This window comes from Polaribacter sp. IC066 (assembly GCF_007997085.1).
Taxonomy (GTDB): Bacteria; Bacteroidota; Bacteroidia; order Flavobacteriales; family Flavobacteriaceae; genus Polaribacter.
Genome location: NZ_VORR01000006.1, coordinates 96,736 through 116,316, shown reverse-complemented (window position 1 = coordinate 116,316; position 19,581 = coordinate 96,736). Strand labels below are relative to the sequence as shown.

At 32.1% G+C, this 19,581-nt stretch carries 15 protein-coding genes; 8 read left to right on the top strand and 7 right to left on the bottom strand.

Features of this window, described 5'->3' with window-relative positions; translation table 11 throughout:
- Nucleotides 1–1,023: 1,023 nt before the first annotated feature.
- The 7 genes from ES044_RS03405 to panC all read right to left on the bottom strand — a co-directional run bounded on the left by ES044_RS03405 (nt 1,024) and on the right by panC (nt 7,188).
- Nucleotides 1,024–1,341, bottom strand: coding sequence for a GIY-YIG nuclease family protein (locus tag ES044_RS03405; RefSeq protein ID WP_147120284.1), 318 nt, complete (start codon nt 1,339–1,341; stop codon nt 1,024–1,026).
- A 204-nt stretch (nt 1,342–1,545) separates the two neighbouring features.
- Nucleotides 1,546–2,907: a DNA repair protein RadA gene (gene radA, locus ES044_RS03400; protein ID WP_147120283.1), complete on the bottom strand. Its 1,362-nt coding sequence runs from the start codon at nt 2,905–2,907 to the stop codon at nt 1,546–1,548.
- Between the two features lie 348 nt (nt 2,908–3,255).
- Complete coding sequence (locus ES044_RS03395; protein WP_147120282.1) at nt 3,256–3,480, bottom strand: addiction module protein; 225 nt, start codon at nt 3,478–3,480, stop codon at nt 3,256–3,258.
- A 74-nt stretch (nt 3,481–3,554) separates the two neighbouring features.
- Complete coding sequence (locus tag ES044_RS03390) at nt 3,555–4,820, bottom strand: TlpA family protein disulfide reductase (RefSeq protein WP_147120281.1); 1,266 nt, start codon at nt 4,818–4,820, stop codon at nt 3,555–3,557.
- A 190-nt stretch (nt 4,821–5,010) separates the two neighbouring features.
- The gene (locus ES044_RS03385; protein WP_147120280.1) at nt 5,011–5,955 is read right to left on the bottom strand and encodes a YbhN family protein; all 945 of its coding nucleotides are present in this window, start codon (nt 5,953–5,955) and stop codon (nt 5,011–5,013) included.
- A 2-nt stretch (nt 5,956–5,957) separates the two neighbouring features.
- Nucleotides 5,958–6,308: an aspartate 1-decarboxylase gene (gene panD, locus ES044_RS03380; protein ID WP_147120279.1), complete on the bottom strand. Its 351-nt coding sequence runs from the start codon at nt 6,306–6,308 to the stop codon at nt 5,958–5,960.
- Between the two features lie 31 nt (nt 6,309–6,339).
- Complete coding sequence (gene panC, locus ES044_RS03375; RefSeq protein ID WP_147120278.1) at nt 6,340–7,188, bottom strand: pantoate--beta-alanine ligase; 849 nt, start codon at nt 7,186–7,188, stop codon at nt 6,340–6,342.
- 97 nt (nt 7,189–7,285) lie between these two features.
- Here panC and ES044_RS03370 point away from each other — a divergent pair, with 97 nt between their 5' ends.
- The 8 genes from ES044_RS03370 to ES044_RS19185 all read left to right on the top strand — a co-directional run bounded on the left by ES044_RS03370 (nt 7,286) and on the right by ES044_RS19185 (nt 19,454).
- Nucleotides 7,286–8,095: a glycogen/starch synthase gene (locus tag ES044_RS03370; RefSeq protein ID WP_147120277.1), complete on the top strand. Its 810-nt coding sequence runs from the start codon at nt 7,286–7,288 to the stop codon at nt 8,093–8,095.
- 10 nt (nt 8,096–8,105) lie between these two features.
- Nucleotides 8,106–9,665, top strand: coding sequence for a DUF4270 domain-containing protein (locus ES044_RS03365; RefSeq protein ID WP_147120276.1), 1,560 nt, complete (start codon nt 8,106–8,108; stop codon nt 9,663–9,665).
- Nucleotides 9,666–9,697: 32 nt separating this feature from the next.
- Nucleotides 9,698–11,554, top strand: a complete 1,857-nt coding sequence (gene glmS / locus ES044_RS03360; RefSeq protein ID WP_147120275.1) for a glutamine--fructose-6-phosphate transaminase (isomerizing) — start codon at nt 9,698–9,700, stop codon at nt 11,552–11,554.
- A 1,088-nt stretch (nt 11,555–12,642) separates the two neighbouring features.
- Nucleotides 12,643–13,476, top strand: a complete 834-nt coding sequence (locus ES044_RS03355) for a PAS domain-containing protein (RefSeq protein ID WP_147120274.1) — start codon at nt 12,643–12,645, stop codon at nt 13,474–13,476.
- Entirely contained in the window at nt 13,382–16,093 is a 2,712-nt protein-coding gene (locus tag ES044_RS03350; RefSeq protein WP_147120273.1) for a bifunctional diguanylate cyclase/phosphodiesterase, read from the top strand. The genes ES044_RS03355 and ES044_RS03350 overlap by 95 nt, the downstream gene beginning before the upstream one ends.
- Nucleotides 16,094–16,442: 349 nt before the next feature.
- Nucleotides 16,443–18,803 (top strand): PAS domain-containing protein, encoded by a 2,361-nt coding sequence (locus ES044_RS03345; protein WP_147120272.1) that lies wholly within the window; start codon nt 16,443–16,445, stop codon nt 18,801–18,803.
- Nucleotides 18,800–18,991 (top strand): response regulator transcription factor, encoded by a 192-nt coding sequence (locus tag ES044_RS19190; protein WP_262712562.1) that lies wholly within the window; start codon nt 18,800–18,802, stop codon nt 18,989–18,991. Before ES044_RS03345 ends, ES044_RS19190 begins: the two co-directional genes overlap by 4 nt.
- Nucleotides 18,972–19,454, top strand: a complete 483-nt coding sequence (locus ES044_RS19185) for a LuxR C-terminal-related transcriptional regulator (RefSeq protein WP_262712561.1) — start codon at nt 18,972–18,974, stop codon at nt 19,452–19,454. The genes ES044_RS19190 and ES044_RS19185 overlap by 20 nt, the downstream gene beginning before the upstream one ends.
- Nucleotides 19,455–19,581 lie beyond the last annotated feature (127 nt).

The window sequence follows — 19,581 nt, the reverse complement described above, 5'->3', positions numbered from 1 at the left end:
TGTCATTTCGACGCTAGGAGAAATCTCATAAAGAAGATAACACAAAGTTGGATAACGTTATGTGATTTCTCCCTGCGGTCGAAAAGACAAACTGTGTGGGAAAACTGCTTGGGCAGAACTGCTTGGGCAGAACTGAATGGAGAAAGATTGAAGGGAGAAAAACTGTATGGCAATTCTTCGTAATAATCGAACAAACTCATAAAAAATCCGCAATCGTGTCGCTTTTCCAAAACCGTGTCAATTACCCAGTAACCGTGTCATTTCGACGCTAGGAGAAATCTCATAAAGAAGATAACACAAAGTTGGATAACGTTATGTGATTTCTCCCTGCGGTCGAAAAGACAAACTGTGCGGGAAAACTGCGTGAGCAGAACTGAATGGAGAAAGATTGAATGGAGAAAAACTGTATGGCAATTCTTCGTAATAATCGAATAAATTCATAAAAACACCGCAATCGTGTCACTTTTTCATAACCATGTCAATTACCCAGTAACCTTGTCATTTCGACGCTAGGAGAAATCTCATAAAGAAGATAACACAAAGTTGGATAACGTTATGTGATTTCTCCCTGCGGTCGAAAAGACAAACTGTGTGGGAAAACTGCTTGGGCAGAACTGCTTGGGCAGAACTGAATGGAGAAAGATTGAAGGGAGAAAAACTGTATGGCAATTCTTCGTAATAATCGAACAAACTCATAAAAAATCCGCAATCGTGTCGCTTTTCCAAAACCGTGTCAATTACCCAGTAACCGTGTCATTTCGACGCTAGGAGAAATCTCATAAAGAAGATAACACAAAGTTGGATAACGTTATGTGATTTCTCCCTGCGGTCGAAAAGACAAACTGTGTGGGAAAACTGTGTGGGAAGAACTGAATGGAGAAAGATTGAATGGAGAAAAACTGTATGGCAATTGTTCGTAATAATCGAATAAACACACAAAAACACCGCAATCGTGTCGCTTTTCCAAAACCGTTTCATTTAGACGAAAGAGAAATCTCATAAAGAAATGAACACAAAACTCTTCTAATCAAATTCACTATTCAAAAAGGCAAAAGAAGGATTCATTTCTCTTATAATCGCTAGTTTTTTATCGCGTCTCCATTTTTTTAACTCCTTTTCTCTTGCAATTGCCATTTGTATCCAAGTATATTTTTCATAAAAGACTAAAAATTCAATATTATATTTAGCTGCAAACGTTTTCTTTCTTTCAACTATATTCATTTTATGCTGAAGTAAACGCTCTTTTAAATTATTTGTTACTCCAATATAAAAAGTAGAACGGTATTTATTTGTTATGATATAAACGTAATAACTGTGGAATCCTTTTTGAGGGTTTAGCATTTTTTCTTAAAGATAAGAATTAAACAGAAACAATACAAACTTTGTTAAATGCAATAAAGGAGAAATTTCATAAAGAAAGGAACACAAAGTTGGATAACGTTATGTCGTTTCTCCCTGCGGTCGAAAAGACAAACTGTGTGGAAAGAACTGAATGGAGAAAGATTGAATGAAGAAAAACTATGTGACAATTCTTCGCAATAATCATCAAGCAAACAAGGTTGCAAACGCTTCTTCAATTTTCCCTACCAAGACCAATTGAATCCCGTGATTTTTAGATGATATTTTGTTGTATTTTGAGGCAACAAAGGTTTTGTACCCCAATTTTTCGGCTTCTAAAATACGTTGATCAATTTTAGAAACGGGTCTTATTTCTCCTGCCAAGCCAACTTCTGCTGCAAAACACACATTCGGATTGATAGCAACATCTTGATTAGATGATAATATAGCCGCAACAACCGCCAAATCTATTGCGGGGTCATCAACATTAATACCGCCAGTAATATTTAAAAACACATCTTTTGCACCCAATTTAAAACCCGCTCTTTTCTCTAAAACAGCCAAAATCATGTTTAAACGTTTTAAATTGTAACCCGTTGTTGATCGTTGCGGAGTTCCATAAACTGCAGTAGAAACCAAGGCTTGAATTTCGATCATTAAAGGGCGAATACCTTCTAACGTAGATGCAATTGCCGTGCCGCTTAAATCTGCGTCTTTTTTAGAAATTAGTATTTCAGACGGATTTGAGATTTCTCTCAATCCGGTAGAAAGCATTTCGTAAATGCCTAGTTCTGATGTAGAACCAAACCTATTTTTTTGAGATCTTAAAATTCTGTAAGTATGATTTCTGTCGCCTTCAAACTGTAAAACAACATCGACCATGTGTTCTAGAATTTTCGGACCAGCAATGTTTCCGTCTTTGTTTATGTGGCCTATTAATAAAACCGGAGTGGCAGTTTCTTTGGCATATTTAATCAATTCTGCAGCAGTTTCTCTTATTTGAGAAATGCTACCAGGAGAGGCGTCTATAGAACTTGTGTGTAGTGTTTGTATAGAGTCTATTACCAAAACTTCTGGTTCGGTTTCTTCTATGTTTTTGAAGATTTGTTGCGTGTTCGTTTCTGTAAGAATTAAACAGTTAGAATTGTTTGCTTGTAATCTTTCTGCCCGCATTTTTATTTGAGACTGACTTTCTTCACCAGAAACATACAAAACTTTCTGCCTAATATTTAAAGCAACTTGTAATAATAAAGTCGATTTACCGATGCCGGGTTCGCCACCCAAAAGGGTTACAGAGCCTTTTACCAATCCGCCACCAAGAACAGTATCTAATTCGTTGTTATTAGTAACAACTCTTTCTTCGGGATTTAACTGAATATCCGCAATTTTTAAAGGTTTGTTTATTCGTTGTTTTGCGGTTGTAGCTTGTTTCCAAACTCGTTTTTCTTCTTTCTGAATTACTTCTTCTACAATGGTATTCCATTCTTTACAAGCACCGCATTGCCCAACCCATTTTGCATGCTGGGTTCCACAATTTTGACAGAAAAAAGTTGTTTTGGTTTTTGACATTTATTTTAGTTGCAAAATTTTAAAGTAACAAAGTTACAAAGTATATTAATACATAAAGTGACTATTTATACTATTTTAATTTCGAATATTCTGACTAGTATGCAGAATTGCGTGAATTAAAATAGTTTTGATTTTCAATTGTGTAATGAATTCCGTACTGAAATCTTTTTGTAAATACTATTCTGAAATTTTTATAACACTTTTGGAATGAATTTGGATTTTCTTTAATGGCTTCTATAGTTTTTGAAATCTCTAGATACAGTTGAGCACCTATATTTGTCTTTTTTGAAATCATACCATTTTAAAGTTTCAATAAGTTCTTTTTCAGCTTCCGGTTTAATGATTACATTAAACTCCATATTTTAAAGATAAATTAGCCTTTATATCGTTCCAATTTTTACCACTCGTTGGGTTTTTTTCGTGATTTTTTAATCTTTTGTCTAAAATTTTTTTATGTTCATTAGAGATTTCATCACTATAAATGTCATAAATAGCTTCTACTTCGTTTAAAACGTTTTCATCCGTTTCAAGAATCCATTTTGATAATGCTATTCTTTTTTCGTTTATGTCCATAAAGCTTGCTTTTGATCAAAGATAAAATTTTAATATGCGGTTTTAAAATTAGTGAAAATCAAAATTCATTAAAATTAGTCCTCATAATTCTTGATATAATAATTAAGTGAGTCTAATAATTTTTCTCCTTTTAGATTTTTAGCAACAATTTTTCCTTTTCTATCAATTAAAAAAGTGGTTGGAAAACTGATTATATTATACTTCTTTTTTAAATTTTTTGAATCACTTTCTAAAGCTTGAGGATACTTAATGCTAAAATCTTGAATGCTACTTTCAAGTTTTTCTTTTGTATCGTGAACTGCAATTCCTAAAAACTCAATATCTTTTCTAGAGGTTTTTTCATAAGCATCGCAGATTGTTGGGATTTCGGTTAAACAAGGTGCGCACCAAGTTCCCCAGAAATCTATGTAAAGAAATTTACCGCTGTAATCTAAAAGGGAAATAGAATCTATAGCATTTAGTTTTTTAATTTTAAAAGGAATTGCTTTGTAACCGACACTTGTAGAAAATAGTTCTTTATTTTTTGGTAAGCGCTGTAAGATTAGTGTATTGTTCTTGATGTTTATACCAAGATTTTTATAAATAGTACTGTCAATTTTTATGAGCTCATATAGGCCAATTTCTTCTTTTTTGTCATCAATAATAAGTGATGATTTTTCATCAAAAGTTACGTTGGCAAAACCATGACTTACCTGAATTTTTTTATCTAGAAATGAAGTTTCAAAAACTTGAGGAAAGCTATAGGCTAAATTGTTCTTTGAATTTACTAGAATTAAAACTTTTACTTTTTTATTTAAAACCTTATTATTTGTGTTCAATTCATACGCCACAAAAGGTGCCTTTTTTACGGGTAGTGAATAGTTAAAATGATCATCAACTTTTAGTGGAGTTCTGATTTCTTCATCAGAAAAATCTTTATTGTTGTTGGTGTCTAAAATATATTCAATAATTCCTTCATTATTTTCTCTAAAAACAAGATTCACATAGCTGTTAATTGGTTTTTTAGAGAGTTTTCTTTGATGTGGGTTTTTAGTCCATGTAGCGTACCTTTTGTTAAATTTAGATTCACTAAATCCTTGTTTTACAAATTCTGGATAAACGGTTTGAAATGCATCCAACCAAATTTGGTTTACATAAAATTCTTGCCAATCTTTTGGGATTCCTTTGGTTTCTTGTGCTGCTTTTTCTGATGAGTTCCAAGGTAACACAGAAAAAGATTTTTTGAAAGAGCCAAATCCGTTTACTTCTTTTAGAGGTAAATGAATGATGTCTAAATCTTCTTTTTTAGCTGAACAATTAAGTAAAATAAGAGTGAGTAAAATAATTAAGGTGCTTTTCATTTTGAGTATAATCAGTAGCTACTCAAATATAAGGATTTTAAAAATAAATAAAGTTGACTAAATAGCTTTAAATTATTAATAAACTGCGTTAGTGATTGAAACGGCATCCTTTTTGTTTTTTTACAAAAAGATATAGTGGAAAGCGCGACTTTATTCTGATTTTTATCAGGATAAAGTAACGCCCAAAAAATTACTTATTCTTATTATAAATAGGAAGTATTAAAAATGCCAAGCCTCCAAAAACGATAATCATGGCTGTTTGTGAGGTCCACATAATCCATCCAAAAGCATTGCCTGTAACCTTATCAATGCCAAAAAGGGATAAAGCACTAGCCACTGCAACAGGATATAAACCTACGCCACCGTTGGTTGCGGCAATAGAAAATGCACCGGCAATAAAGCCAATTAAAATTCCGCCCAAAGGTACTTCTAAACCATCTACGGCAGGTATGGTTGCCCAAAACATAGCAATATACATTACCCAAATAAAAATAGTATGGACTATAAAAGCCCATTTATTCTTCATTTTAAAGATGCTCGTTACGCCTTCTTTTAAACCTAGAAAAAATCCTTTTAATTTTAAAGAGAATTTTGATTTACCTTTTTTGATATACATTATAAATCCTGTAAAAAATAGAATTACCAATGCTATAGAACCAAATGTTTTTACGGGATTAAAATCTTTGGTGATTAAATTCCAAATAAAATCGAATTGTATAAAAAGGGTGATACTTACAACGATTAACATCATTGCTAAATCGGCAATTCTTTCTGCCACAATAGTGCCAAAGCCTTTTTCAAAAGGAATTTTTTCGTAGTTGGTCATCACGGCAGCTCTTGTAACTTCGCCCGCTCTTGGTAAAAAAATATTCATTAAATAAGCAACTAAAACGGCTAAAGTAGAGTTGATAAATCTAGGTTTGTAGCCTAAAGGTTCTAATAGAAATTTCCATCTATACGCTCTTGATAAATGGCTTAAAATACCAAAAAGTAACCCCAAAGCAATCCACCAATAATTAGCACTTTTAAAGTACTGAACTAGTTCTTCTGGAGATACGATTGTGAGCGAATACCAAACTAAAAAACCTCCTAAAATAAGAGGTGTTATTATTTTTAAAACTTTTTTTATATTCAAAATTATGTAAGTGTATTATCTTTTTCGTTCGGGAAAACCAAAGAGGGCTTAAATTTTTTTGCTTCTTCTAGCTCCATAAAAGCATATACAATTAAAATTAAAACATCGCCAACGGCAACAAGTCTTGCTGCTGCGCCATTGAGCGTAATTTCGCCACTTTTACGTGGACCTGGAATGGCATAGGTTTCTAAACGATTGCCATTATTGTTATTCACAATTTGTACACGTTCGCCTTCAATAATGCCCGCTGCATCCATTAAATCTTCGTCAATGGTAATGCTTCCTATATAATTTAAATCTGCACCTGTAACTTTTACACGATGGATTTTTGATTTTACAACTTGAACTAACATCTTACAAAAATACTATTTTTTTTATGTATGATTAACGTTTTAATCGAAGGTTATCAATCAATCTTATTTCTGATGCAAATACGGCAATAAAAGCGCGGTATTTTTTGTTAGATTCTTTGATTTCTATTGTTTTTAGCGTTTTTTCATCTGCAATTGTAAAATATTCTAAAGTTAATAAAGGCTGGTTTTTAAATTGATCTTTAACCCAGAGAACAATAGAATCAGCACTTTGTGTGCCAAATTTTTCAGATACTTTTTTTAACGTTTTGTTGATAAACGGAGCAGCTTTTCTTTGCGCTGCCGTTAATCTTACATTTCTTGAGCTCATTGCTAAACCATCTTGTTCTCTGAATATGGTACACCCTTTAATTTTTATTTTTAGGTGATGTTTTTCTACCATTTTTTTAATGATTTGTAATTGTTGAAAATCCTTTTGACCAAAGTAAGCCTTGTTTGGTTCAATAATTTCAAATAATGCTTTTACAACCGTGCCAACACCGTTAAAATGACCCTCTCTAAATTCTCCTTCCATCTTATGCTCTAATCCATCAAAATCGAATTTTTCTGAAACAATATGATTATTATAAATTTCTTTTACAGAAGGATTAAAAAGTACATCACAAGAAACAGATTCTAATAATTCAATATCATTTTTAATAGTTTTAGGGTATTTTATTAAGTCTTCTGGCTTATCAAATTGCGTAGGATTCACAAAAATACTAACCACTATAAGGTCGTTTTTTTGTTGCGCCTTTTTAATTAAAGACAAATGACCTTCATGCAAAGCTCCCATGGTTGGCACAAAACCAATGGTTTTGTTTTGAGCTTTAATGTTTGATAAATAAACTTTTAAGGCTATTTTTTCTGTAAAAATGATCATAGTACATAACTGTATAAAGTTTGCAAACTTACCAATTTAACATCATACTAGTATAAAAATTTGTACTTTTGCGCTTCTTATAAAAGAGTTTGATTTAATGAAAGACAAGAGAATTTTATTTGTATCATCTGAAGTTGTGCCCTATTTACCCGAAACAGAGCTGTCTTCTACAGCTTTTATTTCAGCTAAAAACGCCCATTCTAAAGGTGTTCAAACCCGTATTTTTATGCCAAGATATGGCGTAATTAATGAAAGAAGACATCAATTACATGAGGTAATTCGTCTTTCTGGAATGAATCTTGTCGTGAATGACATAGATATGCCATTAATCATTAAAGTTGCTTCTATTCCTAAAGAAAGAATGCAGGTTTACTTTATTGATAATGAAGAGTATTTTAAAAGGAAAGCTGTTTTTACAGATGAGGATGATCAATTATTTGATGATAATGATGAAAGAGCTATTTTCTTTGCTAAAGGAGTTGTAGAGACTGTAAAAAAACTGAATTGGGCACCCGATGTGATTCATATTCATGGTTGGCTTGCTTCTTTATTGCCATTGTATTTAAGAGAGTTTTATAAAGAAGAGCCACTATTTATAGAAAGTAAAATAGTTACTTCTATATATAGTAAAGGTTTTGAAGGTAATTTAAATGCGGACTTAGCAGAAAAAATAAAGTTTGATCTTCATAAGTCAGATAAAATTGCGACAGTACAAATTCCGAGTCATACTAATATCTTAAAGAGTGCAATCGAAAATTCTGATGCAATTATTCACGGAAGTGAAACAATTGACGAAGAATTAAGTTCTTTTATAGCCGAAAAAGAAATACCAGTTTTAGAATATCAAGTAGAGAACTTAAAAGAATCTTATTTGAATTTTTATACAGATTTATTAGCAACTAAATAATTATTTTTAAGTGAAAAATTTTTTCAGAAAGAGTGTTTACATAGTAACTGCAGCATCTTTATTTATAACAATTATATCTTGTGAAAAAGATTTTACAGATGTAGAATCTAATGTAATTACCAATACCAAGTTTAACACAGCTGCTACTTCGGTAGATGTTATTGCAGAAAATAGTCCTTTAGAAAGTATTCAATCAGATAATATCTCAAGGCCACTTGCTCAATATTTATTGGGTGTTTACGCGAGCCCAGATTATGAAAAAATTGAGGCATCTGTTGTTTCTCAAATTTCGATACCTACAAGTTTAAACGTTTTAGAAGGTGTTAATTACGGTTCAGATACAACAACAGTAGTGACTAAAATAGATACTGTATTTTTAAAATTACCTTACCAAGTAACCTTACAAGCTAATAATAAATATAAAATAGATTCTATTTTTGGTGATAAGAGCAAACCTTTTAAGCTAAATGTTTACAGGTCTAATACGTTTATAAATTTTTACAATCCGGCAGATCCATCAAAAGTAAATAGCTATCAATCTAATGCCGTTTTCGAAAAAATGGGAAGCGCATTAAACACACAAATAGATTTTCCTTTTATACCAAGTGAAAACGACACAATGGTTGTTATTAAGAGACGATTGTATGATGATTCATTAGCAGATAACGATACGTTAAAACTTTTTAACGCAGTGACAAGCACAGTTCCAATTCCTTTTGCTAGAATTCCGTTGGATAAAGATAAATTTAAAACCTTATTCTTAGACAAATATGAAACAGGCGAGTTTGCTTCGCAAAACGTATTTAATGAATATTTTAGAGGATTAATTATAGAAGCAACGGGGGATGAGGGTTCTCTGACCTCATTTAATTTTAACAACCGTAATATTGATTTGATACCATCTCTAGAAATTTATTACACAAATACGGTTTTAGAGCTTGGTACTACAAAAGTTTTAGATACTATTTCTAGAAATAACAGTTTTCCTTTATCTGGTTTTAAGATAAATACGTTTAAAATGGAGGATAAAGTATATCCTGTAAATAATGAAATTATAGTGCAAGGAACCGCTGGTAGTGAAGGTACTATTACTCTGTTTGATCAAAGTAAAATAGATGAATTAGCAGCTAATAATTGGTTAATTAATGATGCAACTTTAACTTTTTATATAAATCAGTCTGCAGATACAACACATGTTCCAGATAGATTGTATTTGTATAAGAGCGATAAAAATGTTTCAAACCCTAGTTTTACCCAAATAACAGACGCAACAACCGAAGCAGCTTTTGGCGGTATCGGTGGTTTCTTGTCAAGAGATGCTACTGGTAAAAAAGAAAAATATACGTTTAAACTAACAGATTATATTTCAAATATTTTAAACGGAGAAACTAAATATGAGTCAATTTTAAAATTGAAAGCTTATAATCCCTCTGACCCTCCTGGATCGGGTGGTGATCTAGTTTTTAGAAATAATAGCTGGAACCCAAAAGCGGTAACACTTTTTAATGACGCTCCCCAAAATGGAGTAAAAAAAGCGGTGTTACTGATATCCTATTCAGAAAAAAACTAAACAAATGCACTAACCAAAAAACAAAAAAAAATATGTGTGGAATTTCAGCGTATATAGGTCATAGAGAAGCTTATCCAATAGTCATAAACGGATTAAAAAGACTAGAGTATAGAGGGTATGATAGTTCTGGTATAATGATGTATGATGGAGAGAAAATGTATCTCACTAAAACGAAAGGAAAAGTTTCGGATTTAGAATTTATTACCAACCAAGAAGAAGAGAGAAAAGCAGGAAATATAGGAATGGGTCATACACGTTGGGCTACACATGGTGTTCCTAACGATGTAAATTCACATCCTCATTATTCACAATCTGGTGAATTAGTGATTGTTCATAATGGAATTATTGAAAATTACGATACCATTAAAAAAGAATTAATTACGAGAGGTTATACGTTTAAAAGTGATACTGATACCGAAGTCTTAATAAATTTAATCGAAGAGGTTAAAAAAACAGAAGGCTGTAAACTAGGTAAAGCAGTTCAATTAGCATTAACAAATGTTGTTGGGGCTTATGCAATTACTGTTTTTGATAAAGCAAAACCTAACGAGATTGTTGTTGCACGTTTAGGAAGTCCTATTGCAATTGGAGTAGGTGAGGATAATAAAGAATTTTTTGTAGCTTCAGATGCTTCTCCTTTTTTAGAATATACTAAAAATGCTATTTATTTAGAAGATGAAGAAATGGCAATTATCAAATTAGGAAAAGAAGTAAGAGTTCGTAAAATTAAAGACGATTCTCTGGTAGATCCTATTATTCAAGAACTTCAAATTAGTCTAGAGCAAATTGAAAAAGGTGGATATGATCATTTCATGTTGAAAGAAATTCATGAGCAGCCTAAAGCAATTACAGATACTTTTAGAGGTAGAATGCTTGCTGAAGAGAATATGATTAAGATGGGTAGTATAGAAGACAATCTTGATAAATTTTTGAATGCCGACAGAATTATTATCATTGCTTGTGGTACTTCTTGGCATGCTGGTTTAGTAGGAGAATATCTTATTGAAGATATGGCTAGAATACCTGTTGAGGTAGAGTACGCTTCAGAATTCAGATACAGAAACCCGATTGTTACGAGTAAAGATGTAGTAATTGCAATTTCACAATCAGGTGAAACAGCAGATACATTAGCCGCTATTAAATTAGCGAAATCTAAAGGGGCATTTGTGTATGGTGTTTGTAATGTAGTAGGTTCTTCTATTGCTAGAGAAACACATTCGGGAGCTTACACGCATGCAGGACCAGAAATAGGGGTTGCATCTACAAAAGCATTTACAACACAGATTACCGTTTTAACTTTAATCGCTTTAAAATTAGGAAAGGCAAACGGATCTTTGTCTGATGATTCTTTTAAAAACTACATCCAAAAAATGTCGTTAATTCCTAAACAAATAGAGAAGTTGTTAGAAATTGATGAGCACGTTAAAAGTATTGCAGCGGTTTATAAAGACGCTACAAACTGTTTGTATTTAGGAAGAGGGTTTAATTTTCCAGTAGCTTTAGAAGGTGCTTTAAAGTTAAAAGAAATTTCTTATATCCATGCAGAAGGATATCCTGCAGCAGAAATGAAACACGGTCCTATTGCTTTAATCGATGAAAATATGCCAATTTTTGTTATTGCTACCAACAAAGGGCACTACGAAAAAGTGGTGAGTAATATTCAAGAAATTAAATCTAGAGCAGGTAAAATTATCGCGATTGTTACAGAAGGAGATACACAGGTAAGAGATATTGCAGATCACGTAATTGAAGTGCCAGACACCGAAGAAGCATTAACTCCTTTGTTAACTACTATTCCTCTTCAACTTTTATCGTATCATATTGCGGTAATGTTGAATAAAAACGTAGATCAACCAAGAAATTTAGCAAAATCTGTTACTGTAGAGTAATTGTATATTGTTTTAAAAATAAAGAAAAATCTAGCTATATAGCTAGATTTTTCTTTTTTCTAACGTTTCAAAAGCACTATACACGCGTTACAGCAGGTTAATTTTTAAATGAAGGGTATTACGTACAATTTTGATTTCAGTATTTTTTATAAAAATGATTCTCTTAGGGTATATCAATTTGAGCCTGTCGAATATTTTTGAAAAGTATGCTAGTGCGTTTTCATAAACCTAAAAAGATGTTTGTTATTTTTTTATGACTTTATAAAGTTAAATTGGGGTTAGAAGGCATACAACATTGGTTTCTTTGGCGGATGATGGCTAAAGTAAAGTAGCTAACTTTAGTCTAAACGACGACTTCAAAGTTTTGTTCTGATATGGATAATAAGGGGTGCATTCTAAGTGATATTTTCTTACATCCATGCTCTTTTCTATTGTTTTTGCTTAAAATGTTATTCCTATTAAATTTATAGCGTACTTAAAGTATCCTTTTAACTTCTTTTTTTTGGTTAAATAGTGAATTTAATTAATAGGAGTTTCGAACTATCAAAATACTTCGATAGCAGTACCCAAAGAATTGTTTATTTTAAAAAACGGCTATTTTATTAGTCTCTATTTGACCCGTAATTCATAAATGTTATGCGCTTCTTTATTTAAAAATAACGGTATTAATTGTAAATAAGGATATTAACCACATTATTTTTAAAAGGTAGAATAAAAATATATTATAAAATAAGATGATGTAAATCTCATATTTTAAACCCTATCTTTAGCTATGAATTATAATCAAATAATGCTCTTATTTTTGCAAACTACTTTAGTTGCTTGCTTAGCACGCTCATTATTTAGATGTCTCTTTTATATCTTATAAAATTTTTTTTCTGCATAGAATCATCTCAATGGTTACAAGTATTGTTTTGGCATATTTCTTATGTTTTAAGAGATATTTTGTTTTTTTATAAAGAGCTTTCTCTGTGCACAAAGGAGTGTGCGAATGACAGAGAAAAATTAGCCGACTACACTTATTTAGAAGAAACAATATTTTGCACAATTAAATTAAGAGGACACAACCCATATTTTAATACCATATAATGTCAAACAAAAAGCCAACATATAAGGATTTAGAAAAACTGATCGCTGAATTAAAATCAGAAAGTAAGTTACGGCAAAATGAAGGTCGTTTTAATATGTTGTTACAAGCATCTGAAGACATGATTACAATACATAACCCTTCAGGAGAATACCTTTATTATAATGGCCCATCACGCTACGATATAACTTCTAAAGATATTGTAGGAAAAATGCCTGGCGATCTTTTTAATCACGAGACTTCTACTAAACTTTTAAATACATTTAAAAAAGTAGCCGAAACAGGTACCAGTGAAACGATAGAAGTGCTATTAGATTGGTTAGGGGAAACAAAGTGGTTTTCGGAATATATTTATCCGGTTAGAAACGAAAATGGAGATGTGGTAGAACTCGTTAAAGTATGCCGAGATATACATTTGCGTAAAATTGCTGAACAAGAAAAGGAACAACAAAATAAAGATAAAGAAGAACGAGCAGGTGAATTGATTATTGCCAACAAGGAGCTTGCTTTTCAAAATAAACAGAAAGGAAAAAGAGCTGAAGAATTAGTGATTGTAGACAGAGAGCTCGCTTTTCAAAATGAAGAGAACGAGAGACGAGCTGTAGAACTATCATTAGCAAATAAGAGAATTAGTTTTCAAATTAATGAGAAAGAAAAGCGTGCGGAAGAATTATCGATTGCAAAGAAAAAGATAATCAATCAAAGCGAAGGAATCGAGAAGCGTGCCGAAGAATTAGTAATTGCTGATAAGGAACTCATTTATCAGCAAGAAGAAAAAAATAATCACTCAAAGCGAAGGAATCGAGAAGCGTGCAGAAGCGCTAGTAATTGCTGATAAGGAACTCATTTATCAGCAAGAAGAAAAGGAAAAACGCGCCGAAGAATTAGTAATTGCAGATAAGGAACTTTTTATTCAACACAAAGAGAAAGAGCAACTCGCAGCGGAATTAGTTCTTGCCGATGAGAAACTTGCTTTTCAACGCGAAGAGAAAGAGAAACTAGCGGAAGAGTTAATTCTTGCAGATAGAGAGCTGCTTCTTTTAAGTGAAGAGATAGAAAAACGAGCAGAAGAATTAGCGCTTGCGAATAAGAAACTTTTATTTCAAATTAAAGAGAAAGATAAACGAACAGCAGAATTAGAAGTTTCTAAAAAAAAGATTCAAGCTACTCTTCAGTTGGTTGAAGAAAGTGAATACTCTTTAAAAGAAGCCGGTAGAATGGCGAAAATAGGATATTGGAAGTATGATAAGCAATATGAAATAATTACCTGGTCTAAAGCAGTTTACGAAATTTGGGGTCTCGATTATAAGGAAGATGTGCCAGAAATAGGAGTAATTACTAGTGTTTTTAATGAAGAAGCAGCAAATAAACTTACGCTAGCCACAGAAAATCTTGTTAATAATGAGGTTTCTTATGATATTGAGTTAGAGATTACCAATTTTAAAAATGAAAAACGTTGGATACGAAATATTGGAGAACCTGTTTACAATGATAAAGATGAAGTTACTGGCAGAAGAGGAGTTTTACAAGATATTACAGAACAAAAACGAGCAAGGCGTAAAATTGAAAAAGTCGAAAAGATGTATCGTCTATTGGCTGATCATTCTAAAGATTTAATTTGCTTAAACGAACCAGACAGTACTTTTAAATATATTAGTCCGTCTATAAAAAATTTATTGGGGTATGAACAAGCAGATCTTTTAGGGCAACAAGTATTTCATATAGTTCATAGAGATGATCTTGAGCCTTTAAAAGAGGCAATGAAACTGCGAGAGTTTAGTGGTAAAGTTGTAGAAGCCTTTTCGTTTAGAGTTCGTCATAAAGAAGGGCATTATGTTTGGTTAGAGTTTTTAGCGGCTCCTATTTATAAAGAGAAAGAAGTTAACTATTTTGCTATTTCTGCAAGAGATATTACGCAAAGAGAAGCTGCAAAGGAAAAAATGCAGAACTCTTTAGAACTTTTAGTAAAAAGTGAACGCTCTTTAAGAGAGTTGAGTAAGTTGGCTAAAATTGCCTATTGGGAATATGAGAGTGCAACTCAAAACATTATATGGTCTGAATATCTTTATTATATTTTGGGATTAGATTCAAAAAATGGACCTCCTACTAGAAAAGAATTTGTGAAATTTTTTGATAAAGAATCTCAAATAAAGCTGGCAAAAGTTACCCTAGATCTTGATTCGAAGGGTATTGCTTATGATATAGAGTTAAGATTAATCAATTTAGAAAAGAAAGAGATTTGGGTACGAAATGTAGTGCAACCTGTATACAATGAACAAAATGAAGTTGTTGGTAGAAGAGGTGTTTTTCAGGATATTACAGATTCTAAAATAGTACAAAATGAATTAGAGTTTTCTAAACAGAAAATGCAAACCTCTTTAGATCTGTTAGAAAAAAAGGAATACTCTTTAAAACAGACCAGTAAAGTAGCTAAAATTGGGTACTGGGAATATCACATTGCAAATGATGCTTTTACTTGGTCTGAATATGTTTATCAGGTATATGGATTAGATATAAAAGATGGAATACCATCAAGAAAAGAAATTATAAAATTTTATGATAAAGAATCTCAAGAAAAGTTAGCACAAGCCACAATAAATTTAAGCTCGAGGCGCATTCCTTATGATATAGAATTGAAATTAATCAATCTAAAAAAGGAAGAGGTTTGGGTGCGAAACGCAGTACATCTTGTATACAACGAACAAAATGAAATTATTGGAAGAAGGGGTGTTCTACAGAATATCACAGATTCTAAAAATGTACAACTCGAGTTGGCTTTTGCCAATAAAGAACTTCTCTATCAAAATGAAGAGAAAGAAAAACGAGCAGACGAATTAAGTATCGCTAATAAAGAGCTTGCTTTTCAGAACCAAGAGAAAGAAAAACGAGCAGACGAACTTTTTATTGCTAATAAAGAGCTTCTATTTCAAAATGAAGAGAAAGAGAAACGAGCCGAAGAATTAAGCATAGCGAATAAAGAACTTGCCTTTCAGAATGAAGAGAAAGAGAAGCGAGCAGAAGAATTAGAACTTTCTAAACAAAAAATTCAAACTACCTTAGAATTAGTAGAGGAGAATGAATACTCACTAAAAGAAGCGGGTAGAATGGCTAAAATAGGCTATTGGGCCTATGACAAGCAAACGGAGGCAATTAGTTGGTCGGATACTATTCACCAAATTTATGGCACTGACCCAAGAGAAGGTGCGCCAGAGCTTGCACTATTTTACACTTTTTTTAATGAAGAATCCAGAAATAAGCTTATGGAAGCAGAAGCAACGCTTGCTGATAAGGGAGTTCCTTTTGATCTGGAGTTACTAGGAACTAATTTAAAAAACGAAAAGCGTTGGATACGAAATATAGCAGAACCCTTATACAATGATAAAAATGAAATTATTGGTAGAAGAGGAGTCTCCCAAGATATTACGAAAAAAAAATACAGCAAAATGAATTAGATCTTACAAACAGAAGACTTCATAATTTAAACAAAGCCTTAAACGAGGCACAAGAATTAGGGCATTTAGGAAGTTGGGAGTATAGTTTTGAAACAGGAAAGGTAATCTGGTCAAAAGAAATGTTTCATATTTTTGAACGTTCACTTAAATTAGGGGCACCAGATTATTCGGAGCATGCACTACTGTAAGCAGAAGAGAGTTTTGCAATATTAGACCAAGCAGTTATCAATTGTTTTGAACACGAAACCCTTATGATTTAGAGCTAGATATTTACACTTCAAACGGCGCTATAAAACATATAATTTCAAGAGGTAGGGTTATAAAAGATAAAGATAATAGCGTAATAGGTTTGTCTGGTACAGGCCAAGATATTACCCAAAGCAAATTAATAGAAAAGGCGTTAGACTATAAAAACGAAAGACTGTATGACTTAAACAATGCCTTAAATCATGCGCAAAAATTAAGTCATATTGGAAGTTGGAATTGGGATCTAGTCGGGGGCAGTGAAGAATGGTCTGATGAAATGTATGACATTTATGGAGTCACTAAAGAAAGTTTTTTTCCTTCTTATAAAAATGTAACTGAAAAAATATTACCTGAAGGATTTCGCAAATTAGAGCAATCTATTGTCAGGTTACTGAATGATAATACATTTATACCTTTTGAGTATAAAATAAATCGTCCGTCAGGTGAAATAAGAACTTTATATTTTGTAGCGTTAGAAAAAAAATCTGAAGGAAGTGTTTTCGGGGTTACTATGGATATCACCGAGAGAAAAAAGATTGAAGAAGAACATGAAAGGACCAAAGACAATTATAGAAGATTGTTTGATAACGCTACCGTTTCTATTTGGAATGAAGATTTAAGTTTGGTATTTAAACAAATAGACGAATTGAGAAAAAAAGAGATATCTAATATTAAAGGATATTTAGAACAAAACCCAGAGGTGTTGTTTTCACTGCTAGAAAAAGTAAAAGTAAAAGTAAACAATGTAAATAGCGCTACTTTAAAATTGTTTGAGGCAAAAAGTAGCAAAAAATTTTTAGCCAAAGTAAAAGATACATTTACCGAAGACGCAAATAAAGTATTTATAAACCTTGTAGAGGCCATATGGAATCATAAGAAAACATTTACATCAGAAGTAAACTATAAAACCTTAAAAGGTAATGAGTTTTTAGCATTGTTTTCAATTCCTATTCCTCAATCAACAATAGAACAAAAAATAGTACCTGCTAGTATTCAAAGTATTCAAAGTATAAAAGATGCCGAGTCTGCAAAAAGAGAATCTTTACATAGATTAAAGGAAGCTCAAAAATTAGCGCGTGTTGGCAGCTGGTTATTTAATCCTTTAACAAAAGAAGTAGAGTGGTCTGATGAAACGTTTCATATTTGGGGTTTCGACCCAAAGAAAGGTGCTCCTGAATTTGATGATTTGGTTAATCGAATTCATATTGATGATCAAGAATTATTTAATAGTGTTGTTAACGAAGCTATTAGTGCAGGTACACCATATGATATTGAACATAGAATTTGCCTTTTAAGTGGTGAGCAAAAAATAATAAGAGCCATTGGTCAAACGGTATTGGGTAATAATGGCGAAGTTGCAGGTTTGGTAGGAACAACGCAAGATATTACCTCGCAAAAAAAGGCAATGGATCAAATTGAAAAAGCTGAAGAGATGTATCGAATTTTAACAGGTCATTCTAATGATTTAATTTGTTTGCAAGAGCCAGATAGTACTTTTAAGTACATTAGCCCTTCTATAAAAAACTTATTAGGGTATGAACAAACAGACTTTCTGCGCAAACAGGTTTTTAGCATTGTTCATAAAGATGATATTCAGTCTTTAAAAGACGCAATGAAGGGAAATTTTTTTAGTGGTGAAATTATAGAGGCTTTTTCGTTTAGAATTCGTCATAAAGATGGCCATTTTGTTTGGTTAGAATTTTTATCATCTCCCGTTTATGTAGCTAAAGAAATTAGTTATTTTGTTACCTCGGCGAGAGATGTTACGCAATGGGTGGTTGCAAAGCAAGAGATTCAAGAATATCAAACATCACTTCAGAAACTAACCACAGAAATTACCTTAATAGAAGAAAAACAAAAAAAAGAAATTGCTACAAATATACACGACCACTTGAGTCAGTCTTTAGTAATTTCGAAAATGAAAATTAATCAGCTTAAAAAAAATCCACAGTTAAAAGAGATTACCGAAGATTTAAAATTTATTGAAACACATATTTCCGAAGCTTTAGAAAACAGTCGTAAAATTACCTATGAACTTTCTCCGCCAGTACTTTATCAACTCGGTATTATTGATGCATTAAGTTGGTTGCTAGAAGAGGTAGAGGCGAATCACAAGATTGAGTGCAGGCTGATTAGCAATGTAACGAGCATGAAACTAGACGATGTAAAATCGATTTTCTTGTATAGAAGTATACAAGAAGTCATTAATAATATTATAAAATATGCCAATGCATCTTTAATAACGTTAGATTTGGATAAAAATGAACTCGGAATTTATATTTTAATTACAGATAATGGCGACGGATTTGATACTTCGGTATTGAAAAACCATAACCATTCAGGTTCTGGTTTTGGTTTGTTCACGGTTCAAGAACGTTTACGAAACATACAAGGGAAATTTATTATAGCATCAGAATTAAATACAGGTACCACAGTTAATTTTTTTATACCTTTAGGAATATGAGTAATTCAAATGAAATAAAAATAGTATTGGTAGATGATCATAAGTTGCTTCGCGATGGTTTGAGAAATATTATTGAGCAGAGAGCTAATATGCACATTATTGGTGAGGCTTCTGATGGCAGAGAGGCCATAAAAATATGCTCAAAATTAATGCCCAATGTAATTTGTTATGGATGTTGCTATGCCTAACTTAAATGGTATAGAAGCAGCAAGACAAATTCATAAAAACCACCCAGACATAAAAATAATTGGCCTTTCTATGCATTCTGGCAAACAATTTATTCAAGGAATGTTTAAAGCAGGTGCTTTTGGGTATTTGTTAAAAGATGGAGATGCTGATGAATTGATTACTGCCATTACCACGGTTGTTCAAAACAGAAAATATCTGTCAAAAGACATCAATCAAGAGTATCTTATTTTGTTAAAGAAAGGCGAAGCTTTAGAGAAAACACCGCTGAGTTTTAGAGAAAAAGAGGTGTTACAATTAATTGCAGAAGGTAAATCTTCTAAAAAAATAGGAGAAATTTTATTTTTAAGTCCGAAGACTATTGATGTTCATCGAAATAATATTATGCAGAAAATAGATTTACACACCATACCAGAATTGACTAAATACGCTATTCAAAAAGGACTAACCACTTTAGAAATTTAAGAATTCTATACTCTTAATCATAGTTTTATCTTGTTTACAGAAAATTATTAGAAGTAAATATTTAAGCATTTTGCCTATATAAGTTTAGGTGAAAAGTTATTAATTTTATAATTCCCCAAAGTTGTAT

Bases quoted from the DNA above. Each gene is read 5' to 3' on its own strand.
- ES044_RS03405 (WP_147120284.1), bottom strand. From the start codon at position 1,341: ATGCTAAACCCTCAAAAAGGATTCCACAGTTATTACGTTTATATCATA.
- radA (WP_147120283.1), bottom strand. From the start codon at position 2,907: ATGTCAAAAACCAAAACAACTTTTTTCTGTCAAAATTGTGGAACCCAG.
- ES044_RS03395 (WP_147120282.1), bottom strand. From the start codon at position 3,480: ATGGACATAAACGAAAAAAGAATAGCATTATCAAAATGGATTCTTGAA.
- ES044_RS03390 (WP_147120281.1), bottom strand. From the start codon at position 4,820: ATGAAAAGCACCTTAATTATTTTACTCACTCTTATTTTACTTAATTGT.
- panD (WP_147120279.1), bottom strand. From the start codon at position 6,308: ATGTTAGTTCAAGTTGTAAAATCAAAAATCCATCGTGTAAAAGTTACA.
- panC (WP_147120278.1), bottom strand. From the start codon at position 7,188: ATGATCATTTTTACAGAAAAAATAGCCTTAAAAGTTTATTTATCAAAC.
- ES044_RS03370 (WP_147120277.1), top strand. From the start codon at position 7,286: ATGAAAGACAAGAGAATTTTATTTGTATCATCTGAAGTTGTGCCCTAT.
- glmS (WP_147120275.1), top strand. From the start codon at position 9,698: ATGTGTGGAATTTCAGCGTATATAGGTCATAGAGAAGCTTATCCAATA.
- ES044_RS03355 (WP_147120274.1), top strand. From the start codon at position 12,643: ATGTCAAACAAAAAGCCAACATATAAGGATTTAGAAAAACTGATCGCT.
- ES044_RS19190 (WP_262712562.1), top strand. From the start codon at position 18,800: ATGAGTAATTCAAATGAAATAAAAATAGTATTGGTAGATGATCATAAG.
- ES044_RS19185 (WP_262712561.1), top strand. From the start codon at position 18,972: ATGGATGTTGCTATGCCTAACTTAAATGGTATAGAAGCAGCAAGACAA.